10 protein-coding genes are annotated in these 20,448 nt (G+C 65.5%); 7 read left to right on the top strand and 3 right to left on the bottom strand.

Annotation, left to right across the window (positions count from 1 at the left end; genetic code table 11):
- Positions 1 to 193: 193 nt before the first annotated feature.
- From KA419_04060 to KA419_04050, 3 genes are all read left to right on the top strand, one after another.
- Positions 194 to 2,443, top strand: coding sequence for an SUMF1/EgtB/PvdO family nonheme iron enzyme (locus KA419_04060; protein ID MBP7865101.1), 2,250 nt, complete (start codon positions 194 to 196; stop codon positions 2,441 to 2,443).
- 135 nt (positions 2,444 to 2,578) lie between these two features.
- The gene (locus tag KA419_04055) at positions 2,579 to 4,828 is read left to right on the top strand and encodes a formylglycine-generating enzyme family protein (protein MBP7865100.1); all 2,250 of its coding nucleotides are present in this window, start codon (positions 2,579 to 2,581) and stop codon (positions 4,826 to 4,828) included.
- A gap of 231 nt (positions 4,829 to 5,059) precedes the next feature.
- A complete protein-coding gene (locus KA419_04050; protein ID MBP7865099.1) occupies positions 5,060 to 5,869 on the top strand; it encodes a mechanosensitive ion channel family protein in 810 nt (269 codons plus the stop codon).
- Positions 5,870 to 5,979: 110 nt separating this feature from the next.
- Here the strand turns inward: KA419_04050 and KA419_04045 are convergent, their stop codons facing one another.
- The 3 genes from KA419_04045 to KA419_04035 are packed head-to-tail and all read right to left on the bottom strand — an operon-like array spanning position 5,980 to position 10,081.
- Positions 5,980 to 7,656, bottom strand: coding sequence for an iron ABC transporter permease (locus tag KA419_04045; protein ID MBP7865098.1), 1,677 nt, complete (start codon positions 7,654 to 7,656; stop codon positions 5,980 to 5,982).
- A 20-nt stretch (positions 7,657 to 7,676) separates the two neighbouring features.
- Positions 7,677 to 8,759 carry an ABC transporter ATP-binding protein gene (locus tag KA419_04040; protein ID MBP7865097.1) on the bottom strand — a complete coding sequence of 361 codons (1,083 nt, stop codon included), beginning with the start codon at positions 8,757 to 8,759 and terminating at the stop codon, positions 7,677 to 7,679.
- Positions 8,756 to 10,081, bottom strand: coding sequence for an extracellular solute-binding protein (locus KA419_04035; protein MBP7865096.1), 1,326 nt, complete (start codon positions 10,079 to 10,081; stop codon positions 8,756 to 8,758). The genes KA419_04040 and KA419_04035 overlap by 4 nt, the downstream gene beginning before the upstream one ends.
- Before the next feature lie 217 nt (positions 10,082 to 10,298).
- Between KA419_04035 and KA419_04030 the strand changes: the two genes are divergently transcribed.
- The 4 genes from KA419_04030 (at position 10,299) to KA419_04015 (ending at position 19,837) form a co-directional block, all read left to right on the top strand.
- The gene (locus KA419_04030) at positions 10,299 to 11,423 is read left to right on the top strand and encodes a BMP family ABC transporter substrate-binding protein (GenBank protein ID MBP7865095.1); all 1,125 of its coding nucleotides are present in this window, start codon (positions 10,299 to 10,301) and stop codon (positions 11,421 to 11,423) included.
- Entirely contained in the window at positions 11,420 to 13,615 is a 2,196-nt protein-coding gene (locus tag KA419_04025) for a response regulator (protein ID MBP7865094.1), read from the top strand. Before KA419_04030 ends, KA419_04025 begins: the two co-directional genes overlap by 4 nt.
- 518 nt (positions 13,616 to 14,133) lie before the next feature.
- On the top strand, positions 14,134 to 16,194 hold the full coding sequence (locus KA419_04020; protein ID MBP7865093.1) for a serine protein kinase PrkA: 2,061 nt from the start codon (positions 14,134 to 14,136) through the stop codon (positions 16,192 to 16,194).
- Positions 16,195 to 16,384: 190 nt separating this feature from the next.
- Positions 16,385 to 19,837, top strand: a complete 3,453-nt coding sequence (locus KA419_04015) for a hypothetical protein (protein ID MBP7865092.1) — start codon at positions 16,385 to 16,387, stop codon at positions 19,835 to 19,837.
- Positions 19,838 to 20,448: the final 611 nt, after the last annotated feature.

The following is a 20,448-nucleotide window of genomic DNA, read 5'->3' as shown; positions in this document are numbered from 1 at the left end:
GGCGGTAACGCCGCTCGTGCGGCCCGGATAGCCCTGGCAGGCGAGGGAATCTCCCGGCCGCGAATCATCACGATGCTGTGTTGATGATAATCTCTTTCCAAGGTAAAATCAAGATAACCGGCTGCCCTCCCCGCCCGGACGGCGGGGGTTTTCCGATGGTTCTTCTGAAGGCATGGCTATCCTGGAGGGGAAGATGAAAACAGGGCTGTTGATCGTTTCACTGTTCCTCGTGACCACGTCGGCAATGGCCGCCATCAATGTCTGGGTCCCCCATGTCACCAACGTGGGGGGGTGGACGACGGTCATAAAGATGTACAACCCGGGTTACACCGCCGCCGAGTTCACCGCGCAGAAGTACGACGTCGCCGGCAACCCCGTCGGCGCCCCGATGACGGGCTCCTGGCCGGAACGCGCCTGGGGGGAGATCGGCAGCAGCTACCTCGACCACGAGGGGTCGGTGAACATCCACTCGTCGTGGAACTACCTCGTCAAGGTGGAATACCGTTACGGCAGCACTCCCAGCGTCTGCGAGTTCTTTCTGAGCGATTACGCCATCCCGGGGTGGATCCTTCCCACCTCCGCCCGGTCCTGGCTGGACTACACCGGCCTGGCGGTCCTTAACACCGACAGCCTGACCACCGGCCTCACCGTCGAGGGGTGGAAAGACGGAGTGAAGGTGGCGCCGGACTTTCACCGCGATCTGGCGTCCCGCGAGAAATTCGTCGCGCTGAGCGACCAGCTCTGGACCGGGATCGGCTACTCCGACCTGGACACGCTGGTTGTCCGTTCCACCGCCATCCAGGCGCCCATGAGCATCACGGGGAACTTCGCCGGCGACCGCCACCTGTTCTTCGCCGGGCAGTACGAGCCCATCTACGGGAAACCCGGCGACGTTCCGCTCTCCGGGCAGCCGCCGGACGCCGATTCCGCCCCGGAGTCGGTCACCTTCTGGTGCGCCCACGTGACGGCGGTTGGGGGCTGGAAAACCAGCGTCCAGCTCTACAACGCCACCTCGTCGACCGCCACTTATTCCTACGCGAAGTACGACACCGAGGGCCACGAACTGGGGAACTTCCCGCTGGGCCTGATCCCGGCCCGTGCCTGGGCCGAGATCCCCCACACCGTCCTGAATTACGAGGGGACGGTCCAGATCTCCGGAAGCGACATGGTATTGGCGAAATCTACCTACCAGTTCGGGGACTCGCCCAGCGTCTGCGAATTCTACCTTTCGACGAAAAACGAGACGAACTGGGTGATCCCCAACTCGGTTCGCTCGTGGATGAACTACACCGGGCTGGCCCTGGTCAATTCCACCGACGCCCCCATCGAGGTGAACCTCGAGGCCTGGAAGAACGGGAAGATGGTCGCCTGGCCCGTTCGCTGCAACCTCGCGGCGCGGTCGAAGTACGTCAACCTGTCCAACCAGATCTGGAGCGGAATCGATTACAACGAGGTGGACACCCTGATCGCCCGCTCCTCCTCCGCCATCACGGCCCCCATCAGCATCACCGGGAACAACGCCGGGGACCGCCACCTCTTCTTCGCCGGCCAGGCCGAGCCCGACAACGGCAATGCCGGCGACCCGGTCGGCCCCGACCCCCTCATCGGCCCCCTGCGATTCATCCCCCGGGGACTTTACGTCCAGGGCTCCCCGACCTCTGAACCCTGCCGGCAGAGCAACGAAACCCAGTTCACGCACCTCATCAACACGAAATTCGCCGCCATGGAGACCGAGGTGTCCCGGCGGATGTGGGCCGACCTGAAAACGGTCCAGCCGACCCTCCCGGACGACCCCAGCGAGGTGTGGCTGATGCAGTCCCTCGACTACCCCGTCCAGAACGTCTCCTGGAACCACGCGGTCCTCTTCGCCAACCTGCTCTCCGTCCAGAACGGTTTTCAACCCTGCTATTTCAAGGATTTCATGATGCTGGTCCCGGTGAGCGCCTCCAATTATCAGACCGGGGCGACCTACTGGAGGTCCGCCGCCACGGGCTACCGCCTCCCCACCGAAGGGGAGTGGGAATACCTGTGCCGGGCGGGCACCTCCACGCCCTTCTGGATCGTCGAGCCGGCCTACTCCGCCGCCAACTGCGGGAACACCGGGGAAACCGGGTACGATCAACTGGAGACGGCGGCCTGGTTCAAGGCCAACGGAGCCGGCAAGACCAACCTCTGCGGGTTCAAGGCCGCCAACCCCTGGGGGCTCTGCGACGTCCACGGAAATGTCCACGAGTGGTGCTGGGACTGGTTCGGCACCTACCCCACGGGCGGCCAGGTGGACTACCATGGGCCGTCGAGCGGCGAGTTCGGCGACTACCGGGTCCTCCGGGGCGGCTCGTGGGACCAGGCGGCGCAGAACGCACGGTCGGCCTACCGGGGTTCCATCAACCCTGCCGCGTCCAGCAACCTGCTCGGGTTCCGCCTGGTCCGCACGCTTCCATGAGACGATCCCCTCCCCGGGATCGCTTTCGGTGTCCACCCTGGGAGAGAGGGACCCATTTCAAATCACCCGGGGCGGGGGGGGACAAATCGACGGGTGACCGTCCAATACCATCGAGATCGTGCCCGGAGGACTTCAATGAAAAAAGCCGCACTCCTTTTCACCCTTGGGTGCTTGACCGCAGCTGCCGCCTTCGCCGCCACGGAAGTCTGCATCCCCCACGTCACTGTCGCCGGCGGCTGGACCACGGTAGTGAAGCTGTACAACCCGGGCTATACCACGGCACAGTACACCGCGCAGCGGTACAACGCGGCCGGCGACCCCGTGGGGGTCGAGCTGTCGGGGACGCTGCCGGAGCGCTCCTGGGGCTCGATCGGGGGAAGCGCCCTCGCCTACGAGGGCTTCCTGAGGGTCACTTCCGCCTGGAACCTCCTCGTCAAGGTGGAGTACCGCTACGCGGACACGCCCAGCGTCTGCGAGTTCTTCCTGGACGGGGCGACGTCCACGGGGTGGGTCCTCCCCAACTCCTCCCGAAGCTGGATGAACTACACCGGTCTCGCGGTGGTCAACACCAGCGCCTCGCCCGCCACGCTCACCGTCCAGGGGTGGAAGAACGGCGCCAAGGTGGCCCCGGACTTCAGCCGGTCCCTGGGCCCCGGGGAGAAGTTCGTCGCCCTGACCGACCAGCTCTGGACCGGCGTCGGCTATGACGACCTGGACACCCTGGTCGTCCGTTGCAGTACCTATCTCCCCGCACCTGTCAGCATCACCGGCAACTTCGCGGGCGATCGCCACCTCTTCTTTGCCGGCCAGGTGGAACCGCACAAGGGGAAACCCACCGACGCCTCCCCCCCACCGACGGCCTCCCTCGGCGACCCACGCGCACCGGCGATGATCAACGCCTGGTGCAGCCACGTCACGGCCGCCGGGGGGTGGAAGACCACGGTCTCCCTGTTCAACGCCAGCGGCGCAACCGGAAACTACACCTACACCACCTACGACGCCCAGGGCAACGAAACCGGCAGTTTTCTCATGGGTTCCATCCCCGCCATGTCCTGGGCGGAGATCCCCCACACCACCCTGAACTACGAGGGTTCCCTCCAGGTCACCGGGAGCGACAACGTGGTGGTGAAGTCCACCTACCAGTTCGGTGACTCCCCCAGTGTCTGCGAGTTCTACGTCTCCCCGAACACGGCCGGGAACTGGGTGATCCCCAACTCGGTCCGCTCGTGGATGAACTACACGGGGCTGGCCTTCGTGAACCCCACCGCCTCGACGGTCCAGGTGTCCGTCGAGGCCTGGAAGAACGGCCGGATGGTGGCGCTTCCCTCCCGGCACAACCTGGCGGCCCACGCCAAGTTTGTCCGCCTGTCGGAACAGCTCTGGACCGGGATCGGCTACGACGACGCGGACACCCTGGTGGTCCGAACGTCCGCATCCATCCCCGCCCCCATCAGCATCACCGGGAACAGCGCCGGCGACCGGCACCTCTTCTTTGCCGCCCAGGCCGAACCGGTCAACGGCCAGGCCGCCGACCCGGTGGGGCCCGATCCCATCGTCGGGGCCCTGCGTTTCATCCCCAGGGGTCTGTTCGTCCAGGGTTCCCCGGCGGGGGAACCCTGCCGGGAGGACAACGAGAACCAGTTCGTCCACCTTCTCAACACGAATCTCGCCGCCATGGAGACGGAGGTGACCCGGCAGATGTGGGCCGATCTCCGGGCCGTGCAACCCGGTTTGCCGGCCGACCCCAGCGCCGTCTGGCTCATGCAGACCCTGAACTACCCCGTCCAGCAGCTCAAGTGGCACGCCGCCGTCCTTTTCGCCAACCTCCTCTCGCTTCAGAACGGCCTTCAGCGGTGCTACTACAAGGACTGGCTGATGCTCATCCCCGTGGACGCCTCCAACTACGCGGAGGGGACCATCTACTGGCGGACCGACGCCAACGGCTACCGGCTCCCCACCGAGGGGGAGTGGGAGTACATGTGCCGTGCGGGGACCTCCACGCCGTTCTGGATCGCCGAGCCCGCCTACGCGGCCTCGAACTGCGAAGACCCCCTCATGGAAGGTTACGACCAACTGGAGACGGCGGGCTGGTTCAGCGCCAATTCGTCGGACCGGACGCACCTCTGCGGCTACAAGGCCGCCAACCCCTGGGGCCTCTTCGACGTTCACGGGAACGTCCAGGAATTCTGCTGGGACGCTCACGGCGCCTACCCTTCCGGCAGCCAGGTGGACTACCGCGGCCCGGCCTTCAACACCTTCCACATCACCCGGGGCGGCAACTGGGACCAGTCTGCCCGGGCAATGCGGTCGGCCCAGCGCTCCAGCCTCGCCGACTACGGTTCGAGCAACCGAATCGGCTTTCGCCTCGTCCGCACGCTGCCCTGAGCGGGGGCAGCCCGCCGGACGGCCCTGTCGGGGCCTTCCGCGACGGCAGCGAAACCGGGGCCTCTCCGGGGCCAACCAGAATAGACTTCTTGACATTTACTGCTTTTCCGACTACCGTGGGGGCATGTTCCGCTTCCGTGTGCCCTTCGACGGCAAACCGGCTCCCTGTGGGCCCGGCGCCGCGTGATGGGCCGCGGAGACGTCAACACAGCCTGAAACCGGGAGGTCGGAATGGACGTCAACGCTCTGCTCGCCAGTCTCAACGCCACCGCCATCAGTATCGGCTGGAAGCTCCTGGGTGCATTTGTCCTGTGGATCGCCGGCCGGATGCTCATCAAATTCGCCATGCGCCTGCTGGGCGGGGGGATGCGCGCCCACGGCGTGGAGGCCACCCTCATCCGCTATATCCAGAGCGCCACCAACATCCTCCTCACCCTCATCCTGGTGATCGCCATCCTCGAGGTCTTCGGGGTGCAGACCACCACCTTCGCCGCGCTGCTTGCCGGTGCGGGCCTGGCCGTGGGGGCTGCCTGGAGCGGGTTGCTCTCCAACTTCGCCGGCGGCGCCTTCCTGGTGATCCTGCGTCCGTTCAAGGTGGGGGATTTCATCAGCGCCGGGGGGACCCTCGGAACCGTTGAGGAGATCGGCCTCTTCGTCACCACCATCAACACGCCGGACAACCTGCGAACCTACATCGGGAACAGCAAGGTCCTCTCCGACAATATCCAGAACTTCACGGCAAACCCCTACCGCCGCGTGGACATCACGGCACAAGTCTCCCACGCCGTGGACCCCCGCCCGGTCATGGAACGTCTCGCCGGCGCGCTGGCCCGGATCCCGAACGTCCTGGGAAAGCCCGGGCCGGACCTGAAGATCCTGGCGCACACCCCGACGGGGTGCGTCATCGCGGTCCGCCCCTACTGTCACAACGACCATTACTGGCAGGTCTACTTCGACACGCAGCAACTGATCCGCGACACCCTCGGCGCCGGCGGGTTCCCCCCGCCCGACCTCGTCGTCGAACTCAACGCCGCGGGGTAAACGCCGTCCCCGGCGGGCTGGCGGACATTCGTGCAATTGATTCGCGTTGATCCGTGGGATTCGCGGAAAACGGCCGCTTCGCGACGTTTCGCGGGGCCGATCGGTGCACCTCAGCCCGTCCGGAAGAGTTCGCCCATCTTCTTGCCGAGGATGCAGCCGGCGACCAGGATGGCCAGGGTCAGGACCCCCATCCCCACCATGCCCAGGGCGCACGCCAGGCCCGACGACGAGGACTCGGTCAGGTCGTAGATGGCCTTGGTGATGGGGTAGTAGTCGGGGTCCCAGGCCAGGATGAGACTGTCGCTCACCTCCACCATGGCATAGGAGAAGCACAGGAGCATCCCGGCGATCAGGTTGCCCCCGATGAGGGGGAGCGTGATGCGCCGCATGACCACGGAGGATTTGGCCCCCAGGCTCTGGGCGGCCTCCTCGAGGGTCACGCTGGTCTGCTGGAAGCCGGCGTAGGCGGAACGCACCATGTAGGGAAGCCGCCGGATGCCGTAACTGAGCACCAGGAGCAGGGTGGGGTCGAAGCGCGGGTCCAGGAAGGTCCCGCTGAAGGTGGTGAGGTAGCCGAAGGCGAGGACGATCCCCGGCAGGGTCAGGGGGACCATCACGAGGGCGTCCAGGAGGCCCGAACCCTTGAAGCGTTTCCGGGTGAGGAGCCAGGCGATGAAGATGCCCAGGACAATGTCCAGGACCGTGCTGAGGAGGCTGTAGAAGAGGCTGTTCTTGATGGAGACGGAGGTCTGGGGGTTGGTGAAGACCTCCTTGTAGTTCTCCGCGGTGAAGCCCTGGGGCAGTACCGTGTTGGACCAGCTTTGCGAGGCCGACAGGAAGAACACGCTGATGTGGGGCAGCAGGGCGATGAAGAGAAGGATCAGGATGACCCCGAGGAAGACCACGGTCTGGACGGGGCGGGCCTTCCGCTCCCGGCCCGTCACGTGGCCCCGGGCCAGCATCTCGTAGCGCTTCCGCCCCACCATCCGCTTGGAGAGGACGAAGAAGGCCACCGAGACGAGCACCATGATGACCACCATGGCGTAACCGAGGTCGTTCTCGCTGACATTCTTGACGTTGTTGAAGATCTGGACTGGCACCGTCTGCTGGAGGTTGAACATCAGGGGGGTGCCCAGGTCGGTGAAGGCCCAGATGAAGACGATGGTGGCGCCGGCGAAGAAGCCGGGGACCATGAGGGGCAGCGTCACCCGCCGCAGGACGGTCCACCGGGACGCGCCGCAGCTCATGGCCGACTCCTCCAGGGAGGGGTCGATGTTGGCCATGGCGGCGGTCAGGTTGAGGTACATGATGGGGTAGAGGCAGAGGGCCTGCATGAGCACGGCCCCGAAGAGCCCGCCCCCGAGCCCGTACCAGTAGATGGTGTCCTTCGCGCCCAGGATGCCGACCTGCTGGAGGAAGAGGTTGATGGCCCCGTGCTCGGCGAAGAGGTTCTTGAGCCCCATGGCGCCCACGAAAGGCGGCATGATGAGCGGGACCAGGATCAGGCTCTGGAGGAACCGGCTGCCCGGGAACCGGTAGTTGTTGAAGATGTAGGCGAGGGGCAGCGAGATCAGCACGGTCAGGACCGTCACCGCGGCGCCGATGGTGAGGCTGTTGACGAGGGACGCGCGGTAGATGTCGTTGGTGAAGATCAGGGTGAAGTAGTAAAAGTCAACCTTGCCCCCGATGAAGAAGGAGCGGAAGAAGACGTAGAGCACCGGCCAGATCATGAAGACGAAGAGGAAGGCGCCGATGAGCCCCACGGCGATCCAGTGGGGCAGGCGCATCCGGCCGGCGACGCCCGACCTCATGGGGTGTCCCCTTCCCGCTTGAGGACCACGATGTCCTCGTCCTTGACCGCGAGGCGCAGCTCGGTCCCCTCCTTGTGAAGGCCCGGGGGCGGGTTGGTCAGGAGCATCTTCACCCGGCACGCCCCCGCCCTCAGCCAGAAGTGCTCGAATTCCCCCATGAAGACGTGGGCGTCCACGAGGCCGTCGAACCGGGCGCCGACGTTGTTCATCCCGTCGTAGGCCAGCCGGATGGACTCCGGCCGGACCGAGACGACGACGTCCTCCCCGTCGGCGAAGCTGAGGGTTCGGCGCTTCGACCGGATGTCCCCCAGGGGCGAGCGCACGACCAGGTGGGTCTCGTCCTGGGCCGACAGGGTCCCCTCGATGAAGTTGGTCTCCCCCATGAATCCCGCCACGAAGACGGAACGGGGGCGGCGGTAGACGCTGAAGGGGTTCCCCTCCTGCATGATGACCCCGTCCCGCAGGATGATCATGCGGTCGGCCATGGAGAGGGCCTCCTTCTGGTCGTGGGTCACGTAGATGGCGGTGATGCCCGTGGACTTCTGCACGCGGTTGAGTTCGTCGCGCATCTCCATCCGGAGCTTGGCGTCGAGGTTGGAAAGCGGTTCGTCCAGCAGCAGCAGCCCCGGGCGCGTCACCAGGGCCCGGGCCAGGGCCACCCGCTGCTGCTGCCCGCCGGAGAGCTGGTTGGGCATCCGTTTCCCCAGGTCCTCGAGGTGGACCATCTCCAGGGCTTCCGTCACCCGCTCCTTCGCTTCCGCCGAGGAGATGCTGCGCATGTCGAGGCCGAAGCGGACATTCGTGGACACGTCCATGTGGGGCCAGAGGGCGTAGTTCTGGAAGACCATGCCGATGTTCCGCTTGTGGGGCGGGACCTGGAGAATCGACTCCCCCTCGAAGTCCACTTCCCCGGCGGTCGGGCTCTCGAAGCCGGCAAGGATGCGCAGGAGGGTGGTCTTTCCGCAGCCGGAGGGCCCCAGGATGAAGAAGAACTCCCCTTCGGACACCGTGAGGGAAAGGTCCCTCAGGACCGTGTTGGTCCCGAAGCGCTTGGTGAGGTTCCGGACGTCGATCTTCATTTCACTTTCGCCGCCGCGGCCGCGTACTTGGCCCGGGCGAACTCCTGCCACTGCGAGATGGTGTCATTGCGCCGCTTCGGGTCCTTCCACTGGGCGGCCAGTTGAAGGGCCTCGGCCTCGGTGACGGGCATCCGGCACAGCTCGGCGATGGCGTCGGGCGGGTTTCCCCCCGCGGCGATCCGGGCCCAGGCCTGTTTCAGCTCGTCGTGGCGGTCGACCAGGAGGCTCCCGAAGAGGTCCCCCGTGATGTCCCAGAGCTGCTCGCTTTTCTCCACGCTGTAGCCGGCGGCGCCGGAGGGAGAGGTGAAGGGGTTGAAGTCGATGAGGGTGTCCTTGCGGATGTCGTCGTAGACGGACTTGACGATGCTGAGCCGGTAGAGGCTGCTGGACGGGGGGCCCCCGGGGCTCCCCGCCCGGGCCATCCAGACGCGCTGGCACTCGGGGGAGAGCACGAACTCGATGAAGAGCTTCGCCTCCGCGGAATGGGGGGCGCCCTTGAGCACCCCGAAGCAGTCGGGGTTGACCATGGAGATGTCCTCGGGGACGATGAAGGCCACCTTGTCGGCGCCCTGCTGCTCGATCTCCTTCCAGGCGTAGTAGTCCACCGAGAGGCAGAAGGCCGTGTCCCCCGAGGTGAGGTCCTTGACCACGTCCTTGGAGGAGATGTTGAACCGCTTCATGTTGGCGGCAAGCAGGGTCAGGACTTCCCAGCCTTTCTCCCACCCCAGCTTCTGGAGGATCATGTCGAAGGCCACGTGGTTCGACCCGCTGTGGCGGGGGTCGGCGGAGCCCAGGAGGTCGGCGTACTGCGGGGACGTCAGCTCCTGCCAGGTCTTGACGACGGGGAGGCCGCGGGCGGCGCAGACGGAGCGGTTGGCCATGATGCCGAAGCAGGAGAGGCATGACCCGTACCACTGGCGGTCGACGTCGAAGAGCGGGACCCCGCCCAGGACGGGCGGGATGGCCGCCAGGGTCTCCGGCGCCAGTTCCGTCCGCTGCAGGAGGCCTTCCTTTTTCAGGGTGAAGTAAGGCGAGATGCCGCCCCCCCAGAAGAGGTCGATGTCGATCCCGCCGGGGCGCTTGGCGAACTCCGAGCGCACGTACTTGAGCGCGTCGTTGGACCCCCCCATGTTGATCCACTTCACCGAGATGCTTTTCCCCGTCTTCTTGCGGTACCACTCCTCGAACAGCGGCTTGATGGTCGCCTTGATGTCGTTGGTGTGGGGGGAGATGACCACCAGCTGCGCCCCGGAGGAACAGGCACAGGTCAGCAGCAGGCCCAGGGCGAGGACGAGGGACCCAAACGGTGTTTTTCCTTTCACGGTCGTACCTCTTGCAACAGGCTGACAAACAGGCTCAGAAAAGCGATTTTTAGCACAGAGCGCCGCGAAGTGTCAACGACGGGAAGAGTGGGGGGGGGAAATTCACCGTTTCTTAACCGAGTCCGGGCGAGACAGTTCATTTTTTCTCCGACGCACTGGAAATAGGTTATACTGTACACGTTCTGTTCGCAGATCTCTCGACGGGAAGGCTCAGGTCTTGATCCACCGGCTTCTTGCCAATCGCGGGCCCTCCGCTCCCCCCGGGGCGAAGCGCCCGATCGCGCCCCCGGGGGCCGGGGCCCTCCTCGCCCTGGCCGTGGCGGCCCTCACCGCCTGCTCGACGGACGCCGGGAAAGTCTCCCTCAAGGGGGCGGCCGGCCCCGGTCACCGGATCAAGGCGGGCCTGGTCTCCAACATCGGGGGCTTCGGAGACAAGTCCTACGCGGACCTCCAGTACAACGGCCTTGTCCGGAGCCGGACGCAGTTCGGCATCGACATCGCCTACGAGGAGGTCCGGCAGAGCGAGGACTACGCCGACAAGATGGAGAAGCTCATCCACCGAGGCTGCAACCTGATCTTCTGTAGTTCCGTGGACATGCAGCCCGCCGTCGAGCAACTGGCGCCGCACCACCCCCAGGTTCGCTTCGTGCTCCTCGACGCCCCGGTCATCGCGAAGAATCCCAACACGGTGGGCGTTCTGATGCGGCAGAGCGAGGGCTGCTTCCTCGTCGGGGCGCTGGCGGCGAGGATGAGCCGCAGCGGGACCATCGCCGCCGTCTGCGGACGAAAGGAACCGGTGATCGACGACTTCACCCTGGGCTTCGAGGCGGGTGCACGGCTGGCCCGCCCCGACATCCGGGTGAAGGCCCTCTACCTGCAGGAGCTCTTTCCCGGCAAAAACCCCTGGTCCAGCCCCGTCGAAGCCAAGCAGGCCGCCCTCGACCTCGTCTCCGCCCAGGGCGCCGACGTGGTTTTCGGCATCGCCGGCGCATCCAACCTCGGCATCTTCCAGGCATGCAAGGAGAAGAAAGTCTGGGCCATCGGGGTCGACTCCGACCAGGACTACCTCGTCCCGCGCGTCATCCTCTGCAGCATGATGAAACGCATGGACCAGGCGATCCTCCTCCAGGTGGAGCGGGTCCTCCGCGGCCGCTTCGAGAGCGGGAACATCACCATGGGCCTCTCGGACGGCGGCGTGGACGTCTCCCCCATGACCTACACCCGCGGCAAGGTTCCCCCCGACGTGCTCCGGCAGATGCAGGAATTCCGCGCCGGGATCGTGTCGGGCGCCATCCAGGTCCCCTCCACCCTCACCGACACCCCCCAGGTACTTCCGCCATGAACCTGAGAAACCGTTTCTCCCCGAGCGTCGCCATCAAGGTCAACCTGATCATCATCGGGATCCTGTCGGTGTTTCTCCTGCTGGCCAACCTGGTCCTTAGCCGCATCATCGCCCGGGTCCTCGAAGACGACGCCCTCCGGCGCTGCGAGGTGGTCACCCGGCTCTTCGCCGAGATCAACCGACTCCCCCTCGAGCGGATGGACTACTTCACCCTCGAGTACAACACCCGCGAACTGCTCAAGAGCGAGGACATCGTCCAGGCCAAGGTCTTCGACGTCAACGGCGTGGAACTGACCCTCTCGGGCCGCGAGACGCCGCCCCCCGCGGAGGACCTCCGGGTGGTGGAACGCGAGGCCCTCAGCCCGGAAGGGAAGAGGCTGGGAAACGTCCAGGTGGTCTTCTCCCTGGAGCGGATCCACTCGGGGATCGCCCGCGCCCACCTCTTCCTCTCCGTCATCATGCTGTTCGTGATCTTCGGGACCGTGGCCAGCCTGGCGGGCCTGATCCGGCTCGTGGTCACCCGCCCCATCCGGTCGCTGCTGGCGTCCGTCCGGGAGGTCACCCGGGGCAACCTCGACCGGGAGGTGAAGGTCTCCTCCCGTGACGAGATCGGCGAACTCTCCGCCGACTTCAACACCATGACCGAACGGCTCCGGGAAAGCCTGGCACTCACCCGGAACATCCTCGAGTCCATGCCTTCCGTCATGGTCTCCGTCGACCAGGACAACCGCGTCACCCAGTGGAACCCCGCCGCGGAGACCTTCACGGGGGTCAAGGCGCCGGACGCGATGGGGAAACCCCTCGGGGAGGCTTCCCCGCTCCTGGAGAAGTACGCGCCCGCCGTCCAGGAGGTCATCGGGAGGCGCACGCCCCACGAACTCCGGCGGGAGGTTTTCGGCAACGCGGAGGCCCCCACCTTCCTGGACGTCTCCGTCTTTCCCCTGTCCGCTGGGGCCATCCGCGGGGCCGTCCTCCGGATGGACGACGTGACCACCGCCGAGAAACGCGAACAGCAGCTGATCCAGGCCCAGAAGATGGAACTGGTCGGCACCCTGGCGGGGGGCCTGGCCCACGACTTCAACAACGTCCTCAGCGGCATCGTGGGGACCGTGTCCATCCTCCAGTACAAGCTCCGGAAGCACGCCGTCTCGCCCCAGGAGCTGGACCAGGACCTCAAGGTCATCAAGGAAGCCGGCGGCAGCGCCATGGACATGGTCCAGCAGCTCCTCGCCCTCTCCCACAAGCAGGAGTTGACCCCGGAAGAGGTGGACCTGCGGACCGCGGTGGAGAACGTGGTCCGGATCTGCCGGAACACCTTCGACAAGTGCATCGACGTCTCCACCAACCTCCCGAAGGAAGCGGCGATGGTTCACGCCGACGGGACCCAGATGGAGCAGGTGATCCTGAACCTGTGCGTGAACGCCTCCCACGCCATGACCATCATGCGGAAGGAGGGCGAGACCCAGGGCGGGAGCATCCTGCTCTCCATCGACCGTGTCCTCCCCGACCGCTTCTTCTGCAGCGCTCACCCGGAAGCAAAGGAAATCGACTACTGGGTCCTCTCCATCAGCGACACGGGGGTCGGCATGGACGCCCGGACCGTGGGGAAGATCTTCGACCCCTTCTTCACCACCAAGGAGAAGGGAACCGGCACGGGCCTCGGCCTGGCCATGGTCTACAACATCGTCAGCCGGCACGGCGGCTTCATCACCGTCTACTCCGAGGTCGGGCTCGGGTCCACCTTTTACGTCTACCTGCCCATGCTCCACGGCGCGTCGGCCCTGGAGCGGCCCGAAGCGGAGGACTGGGTCCCCCCGGGCACGGGCACCGTCCTCGTGGTGGACGACGAGCCCCACATTCGCGACATCGCCCGGATGATCCTCGAGGAGTGCGGCTACACCGTCATGCTGGCGGAGAACGGCCGGGACGGCCTCCAGAAATACCAGGACCATGCCGCCGAGATCAAGGCGGTGATCCTCGACCTCCAGATGCCGGTCATGTCGGGGGAGGAGACCTTCCGTCGGCTCCGGGAGTTCGCGCCGGACGTGAAGGTCCTGCTTTCCTCGGGCTACGCCCAGGACGAGCGGGTGACCACGGTGATGCGGCTCGGCGTGAACGGGTTCATCCACAAACCCTACACCCTCCAGGAACTGGCCTCCGCCATCCACCGGGTGGTCGGGGGCGCGAACTGACACGAACCACACGAACGAAGAATTCAGAAGGCAGGAGTCAGGAGGGGGGGCAGCCCTCGGGAGGCCTTGGTCGGGAGGCAGGAGAGAGGGGCTGGTTTTCGGCCTGTTGAGCTTGATCGGAGACGCCTCTTCTCCGTGCCTCCGTGCCTTCGTGAGAGACCCTCCCGGAGGCGGGGCGACCTGGCGAAAGCGATTTTCGCACTCCATGGCTGTACCCCTGGTTCACCGGTTTTCTTTGCGATCTTGGCGCCTTGGCGAGATCAAGATCCGGATCGATCCTCGCCAGGACGCCAGGCTCGCAAAGGAAGACCGCATCGGCCGCAATTTCCGCACTCGGCCTGCGTTTCGAAAGATCGATCCCAATTTCCTGCGCGATTTGGCAACGATTTTACTTTCCAATGACTTCAGCCCACGGCCTCCCCCCCGGCAGCAGGGGGGGAGGGAGGCTTTACCCGTTGACAATTCGACGCTCCGGGGGCATGATGAGGCCGTATCGAAACCGACTGTCAGGAGGACGCATGGCCGACAACACCACCGCCAGCCTTCGGGAGTACATGAAAGCGGTCCGGCAGGGGCACCGCCGCTTCGAGAACGCCTTCCAGGGGGTCGCCCGCATGATCCTGAGCGAGGGCGTGGAAAAGGTGGTGGTCAACGGCCGGTCCACCTACGACTTCCCCATCTTCCGGGGCGGCGCCAAGCACGTCATCGGGATGTACGACGAGATCAACAGCTTCGTCTCCTACGTCAAGGACGCCTCGGAGGGGGGGTCCTCGAAGGAGATGGCCTACGTCCTCGTGGGCGAGCCGGGCAACGGCAAGACCTTCTTCGTGGAGTTCGTCTGCAACCGGTACCGGCAGTTCCTCTCCAGGCCCGAGAACCGCAAGTACACCTTCCGCTTCGTGGGGCTGGACAAGCTGGGCACCTACGGGCGGATCTCCACGGTGGAGTCCCAGACCTACGAGGACCCGGCCATCCTCGCCCTGAACCTCTTCGACGACCCTGGCGAGACGAAGGCCTTCTGGGCCAGGGAAGCCGGTTTCAAGGACAAGGACCTGGCCGCCGTCGGGGAGAACTACCGCCCCCTGGGCGCGTGCTCCGCCTACATCTGGAACGACCTCCGACGCCTCACCGGGGGGAAGGTCGACGAGATGCTCAAGTACGTGGAGATCATCCCGGTGCCGCTCCTGGAAAGCCTGGGCACCGTCACGGGCAAGTACCCCGCCAAGGACAAGATCACCTCCTCGGCCGTGGACCTCCTCGGGGAGGAGTCCATCCAGCGCCTGCTCCACATCAGCGACACCAACAACCCCTACCGCTTCGACCTGCGCCGCGGCGCCCTCGCCCGCGTGGCCGGCGGGGGGATTCACTTCTGCGACGAGATGTTCAAGAACAAGAAGGACCTGGTCCAGGTGTACCTGGGGGTCATCCAGAACCGGACCATCGAGATCGACGGGTACAAGTGGCCCATCGACACCCTGATCGTGGCCACCTCCAACAACTCCGAGTTCAACCGCTTCCTGGCCGAGAAAGAGGAGGCGCCCATCGTGGACCGGTGCCGCATCTGCCACGTGGCCCACAACACCCACTACAAGATGCAGTTCAACCTCACCTCCTACGCCATCGGGAGCGAGACCAAGACCACCTTCAGCAAGGAACCCCTCCACCAGGACCCGAACCTCAACTACGCCGCCTCGGTGGCCGTGGTGCTCACCCGGCTCCCCCGCTCCGAGAAGCTCACCCCCGTGGAGACCATGAAGCTGGCCGCCGGCGAGGTGGCGGGCGAGAAGAGCATCAAGACCCTGGCGGAGGTCATCGACAACCTCAACCAGGACCCCGACATCACCAAGCGCTTCGGGCAGAAGGGCCTGGGACAGCGCAACCTGGGCCGGGCCATCCAGTTGATGGTGGAGAGTTCCGAGACCAACGAGGGGCGCTGCATGTTCGCCCTGGACGTCTACAAGGCCCTGGAACGCGTCGTCCTCGACTACGTCACCGAGAACACCGACCGGGCCAAGTACCTGGAGGACCTCAAGACCGCCCGCGGGCTCTACCGGGAGCGGGTCATGACGGAGATCTTCAACGCCTACATGGACGAGCCCTTCGCCATCCGCAAGGACGTCATGAACTACGTCAACATGATCATCGGCATCGACGCCGAGAACCTGGGCCCCGACAAGATGTGGAAGTACATCGACCCCCAGACCAAGGAACTGCGGGCGCTGAAGATCGACGAGCGCTACATCCAAAGCGTGGAGGAGCGCCTGGGCCTCAAGACCCACGAACAGCGGGAGAACTTCCGCACCACCATCCGCAAGATCTACGGCCAGAAAATCTCCGTGGAGCCCGAGTACGACTTCATGGACAACCTGGAACTGGTGAAGGCGGTCACCGACGTGCGCCTCAAGTCGGACATCGCGGGGGCCGGCAGCCTCATCGGCGCCCTGGCCAACCGGACCAACGAGGAGAACCAGAAGCTCTACGACCGCATGATCGTCACCATGCTGAACAAGCTGGGCTACTGCCGCACCTGCGCCCAGAAAACCATCGAGTACTTCTGCACCCAGGACGACGAAAAGTAGCAGGTCCCCTCGCCGGAGAAGCCCTTGGAGTTCGGCGGCCTGACGGCGCGGAGGAAAAGCTCGCCAAGCGGATCGTTTGACTTTCCACAGGGACCGTCCCGCTGAACTCAAAACCGCAGGACGATAAAAGAGGATGCCACCCATGGGATTCCGGAGGTTGGCCATTCGTTCCAGGTTCTGGACTGTCCTGATGTTGTTGGGAAGTGCCGCCTGCCTGCCCACCGCGGAGCCCGGCGTGCGCTTCCAGCGCCTCGGCATCGAGAACGGGCTCTCGCAAGGGACCGTGCACCGCATTTTCCAGGACAGCCACGGCTTTCTGTGGATCGCCACCGACGAGGGGCTCAATCGTTTCGACGGGTACTCGTTCGTCGTGTACCGGGTGGAAGTGGACAACCCGCGCAGCATCGGCGGCAACTGTATCTTCGGGTTGTGCGAGGACCGGCGGGGCCGCCTGTGGGCCGGCGTCTGGGGCGGCGGCCTGAGCCGTCTCGACCGCGACACGGGACGATTCACCACCGTCGCGGCCGACCCCCGAAATCCCCGTTCCCTGAGCGACAACGGAGTGAACGCCCTCTTCCCCGACGCCGCCGGCGCCCTGTGGGTCGGCACCGAAACCGGGTTGAACCGCTTCGACCCGGACACCGGCGCCGTCACCCGCTACAGCACCCGGGCGGGGGACCCCGCCGGCCTGACCCCGGGACGGGTCCATACCATATGCCAGGACCACCTCGGCGCCATCTGGGCGGGAACGGAGGGCGGCCTGAGCCGTCTGAACATCCCGACCGGCCGGGTCACACGGTTCACCCACTCCCCCGGCGACCCCGCGAGCCTGTGTCCGGGCAAGGTCCGGGCGGTACACGAGGACCGCTCGGGAAACCTGTGGGTCGGGACGGCGGGCGGGTTGTGCCGTTTCGACCGGGCGTCGTCGACGTTCGTCCGGGTCGGGACCGGGGCCGGACCCGAAGGGGACCTGGGCCGTGCCGCGGTGAACGCGATCCTGGAAGACACATCCGGGACCCTGTGGGTGGGCACGACGGCGGGTCTTTACCGGTGGATCCGCCCCGGGAAGCCGCCCGAGCTTCTCCGGAACGTCCCCGGCGACCCCGGGAGCCTCAGCGACAATGCCATCCTGTCCCTGGCCGAAGACCGGTCGGGGATCCTCTGGGTCGGCACCGAGAACCAGGGGATCAACTCGTTCAAGAAGGAGCGGCACAAATTCGTCCCTTTCCGGTACCGAGGCGAAAACCCGGTCGATGCCTCGACACGGTGTTTCGGGCAGACCCGTTCGGGAATGGTGCTCGTCGGTATGCACGCCGGCCTGAAACAGTTCGACGGGAACGAGATTCTCGCTTCCGAAGCGCTTCGCCGGGAGTTCGCTCCCTTCTTCGCGGAAACGCCGGCCGGCGGGGCGGAACCGGTCATCTCCGGTCTCCTCGAGGACCACACGGGGGCGTTCTGGATCGCCACCTACCGAAGAGGTCTCTACCGCCTGGATCGGGACAGCCGCCAGGGTTCCTGGTACCGGCACGACCCGGCCGACCCGCACTCCCTCAGCAGCGACGAAATTCTGACTCTGTACGAGGACCGGGCCGGGAACCTGTGGGTGGGGACCGACGGGCGGGGGCTGAACCGCTTCGACCGACAGGCGGGGAGCTTCACCCGGTTCCGGAGCGATCCCCGAAACCCCAACGCCCTCCGCAGCGATTTCGTCATGGCGATTCATGACCCGGGCGACGGGACGATCTGGGTGGGGACCTGGGGAGGCGGGATCGAGGTGTTTCACCCCGGGACCGGGACCTTTCATCCTCTCGGGTCCGGCGCCTCCCCTCCCGGGGCCCTCAGCGGCAATGTGGTGACGCAGATCTTCGAGGACAGTTCCAGGACCCTCTGGATCGGGACCTACGGTTACGGGTTGCACCGGTACGAGCGGGGCACGAAGACCTTCACCGCCTACACGGTCCGGGAAGGCCTGGCGAGCAACGTGATCGCCGGGATTCTGGAGGGCGCGGACGGCGAACTCTGGATCAGCACCTACGGGGGATTGTCGCGGTTCGCCCCGAAAACCGGCAAATTCATCAATTACGTCCAGGCGGACGGTTTGCAGAGCAACGAGTTCAACCTGCGGTCCTGCTTCAAGTCCGGCGACGGCACCCTCTTCTTCGGGGGACCCGGCGGGATCAACGCCTTCAAGCCGACCGCCCTCCGGCAAAACACCCGCGTCCCGCCCCTGGCCTTCACCCGGTTCCGGCGGTTCGGCGGCGAGGCGCCGACCCTGGAGCGCGCTTTCCTCGAGACCGGGACCATCGCACTCTCTTACCGGGAATCCTTTTCCGTGGAATTCGCGGCCCTGGATTTCACGAACCCGGGGAAAAACCAGTACGCCTACCGGCTGGAGGGGGCGGTTGCGGACTGGGTCCCCCTGGGCGGACGCCGGGAACTCACGTTCGCCGGCCTGAGCCCCGGGACCTACACCTTGCGGGTCAAGGGGTCCAACGACGACGGGGTTTGGAACGAGGAAGGGATCACCTTGCGGCTCCACGTGGTCCCGCCGTTCTGGATGGCCGCGTGGTTCCGTCTCGTGGTGGGGGCGTTGCTCGCCGCCGTCCTCGTCGTCGGCTACGTGGTCCGGGTACGCCGCCTGAAACGCCGGAAAGCGGAACTGGAAGCGCTGGTGGCCGGCCGGACCCTCCAACTCGCCCACAGCAACGCGGAATTGGAAAACGCCAACCTCGACCTGCAGAACCAGATCCTTGAGCGGGAGCGCTTCGAGCGGGCGCTGGAGGAGTCGAACCTGAAACTTCAGGAATCCGTCCGGAAGCTTCAGGACATGGACCAGATGAAAACCGAACTCCTCAACGTGGTCTCTCACGAACTCCGGACCCCTCTGACCTCGGTCGTGGGCTTCGCCAAGGTGGTCCGGAGAAAGCTGGAGGAGAACCTTTTCCCGGTCATCGACCGCAGTGACCGGAAAATCGACAAGACCGTCGGGCAGGTGGACGGCAACATGGAGATCATCGTCTCCGAGGGAGAACGGCTGACCGCCCTGATCAACGACTTTCTGGACATCGCCAAGATGGAGGCGGGAAAGATCGAGTGGAACCTGGTCCCACTTCGGTTCGAAGACGTCTCTGAGCAGGCCGCCGCCGCGGTCCGCTCTCTGCTGGAGACCAAGCAGCTCCGCCTGGAGAAACGCCTGCCTCCCGACCTGCCCGAGGTCGAAGGCGACCGGGACCGCCTGGTCCAGGTCCTCATCAACCTGCTGTCGAATGCATTCAAGTTCACTCCCGAGGGAGGGCTCGTCTCCATAAGCGCGGAACGGGCCGGCACCGGCGAGGGTGCCCTTCCCCACGGGGTCGAGCCACCGGCAGGTCCTGCAACGGACGGGGAGTTCGTCCTGATTTCCGTCACCGACACGGGACCGGGCATCCTGCCGGAGAACCTGGACCGGGTGTTCGAGAAGTTCCGACAGGTGAACGGCACCCCGCCGGGGGCGCCGAAAGGGACCGGACTGGGGCTTCCCATCTGCCGCCAGATCGTGGAGGGTCACGGCGGCCGCATCTGGGCGACCAGCGAGCCCGGCCGGGGAAGCACCTTCTCGTTTCTGCTGAGGGCGGCGGCGGCCGCCGAATGCCGGAAGGCGTGAAGGCCGTGAAGAACCGGATTGAACGGACGCGCTTCGGGAGCCTCAACGTGTCAAAGGAAGCCTGCGATGACGACGTGGTGATCGGATTGGGCGGGGCGCTCCGGAAGCGGAGGAAAATACTACGGGACCACGAAGCGTGTCGCCGCACTCCATGCCGGCAAGCCACCGCAACCCGGATCAACTCCGCCCCGAGTGCTCGAGGGTATCGATTCAATCCGTTTCCCCGGACATCCCCGGTAAATCGGACAAACCCCGAATCCGGATTCCTTCAAAATACCCCAGCTTCAGCAGGTGCCGGTCTCCCGTCAAAATAAATGCGCCCACGCCCCCCGACCCCGAAGGGGTCGAACGTGAATAGAATAAACGCGCCCACCCCCCCCGACCCCGGAGGGGTCGAACGTGAATCACATCTCCGCACGTTCGACCCCTTCGGGGTCGGGGTGATCGTTCCTCACCTCGTTCAATTCACGTTCGACCCCTTCGGGTCGGGGTGATCGTTCCTCACCTCGTCTATTCACATTCGACCCCTTCGGTGTCGGGTCGATCGTTCCTCACCTCGTTCTATTCACGTTCGACCCCTTCGGGGTCGGGGTGATCGGTTCTCACCTCAT

This window comes from Acidobacteriota bacterium (assembly GCA_018001935.1).
GTDB lineage: Bacteria > Acidobacteriota > JAAYUB01 > JAAYUB01 > JAAYUB01 > JAGNHB01.
The sequence above is the reverse complement of the archived record's forward strand: the minus strand, read 5'-3'. Positions and strand labels throughout refer to the sequence as shown.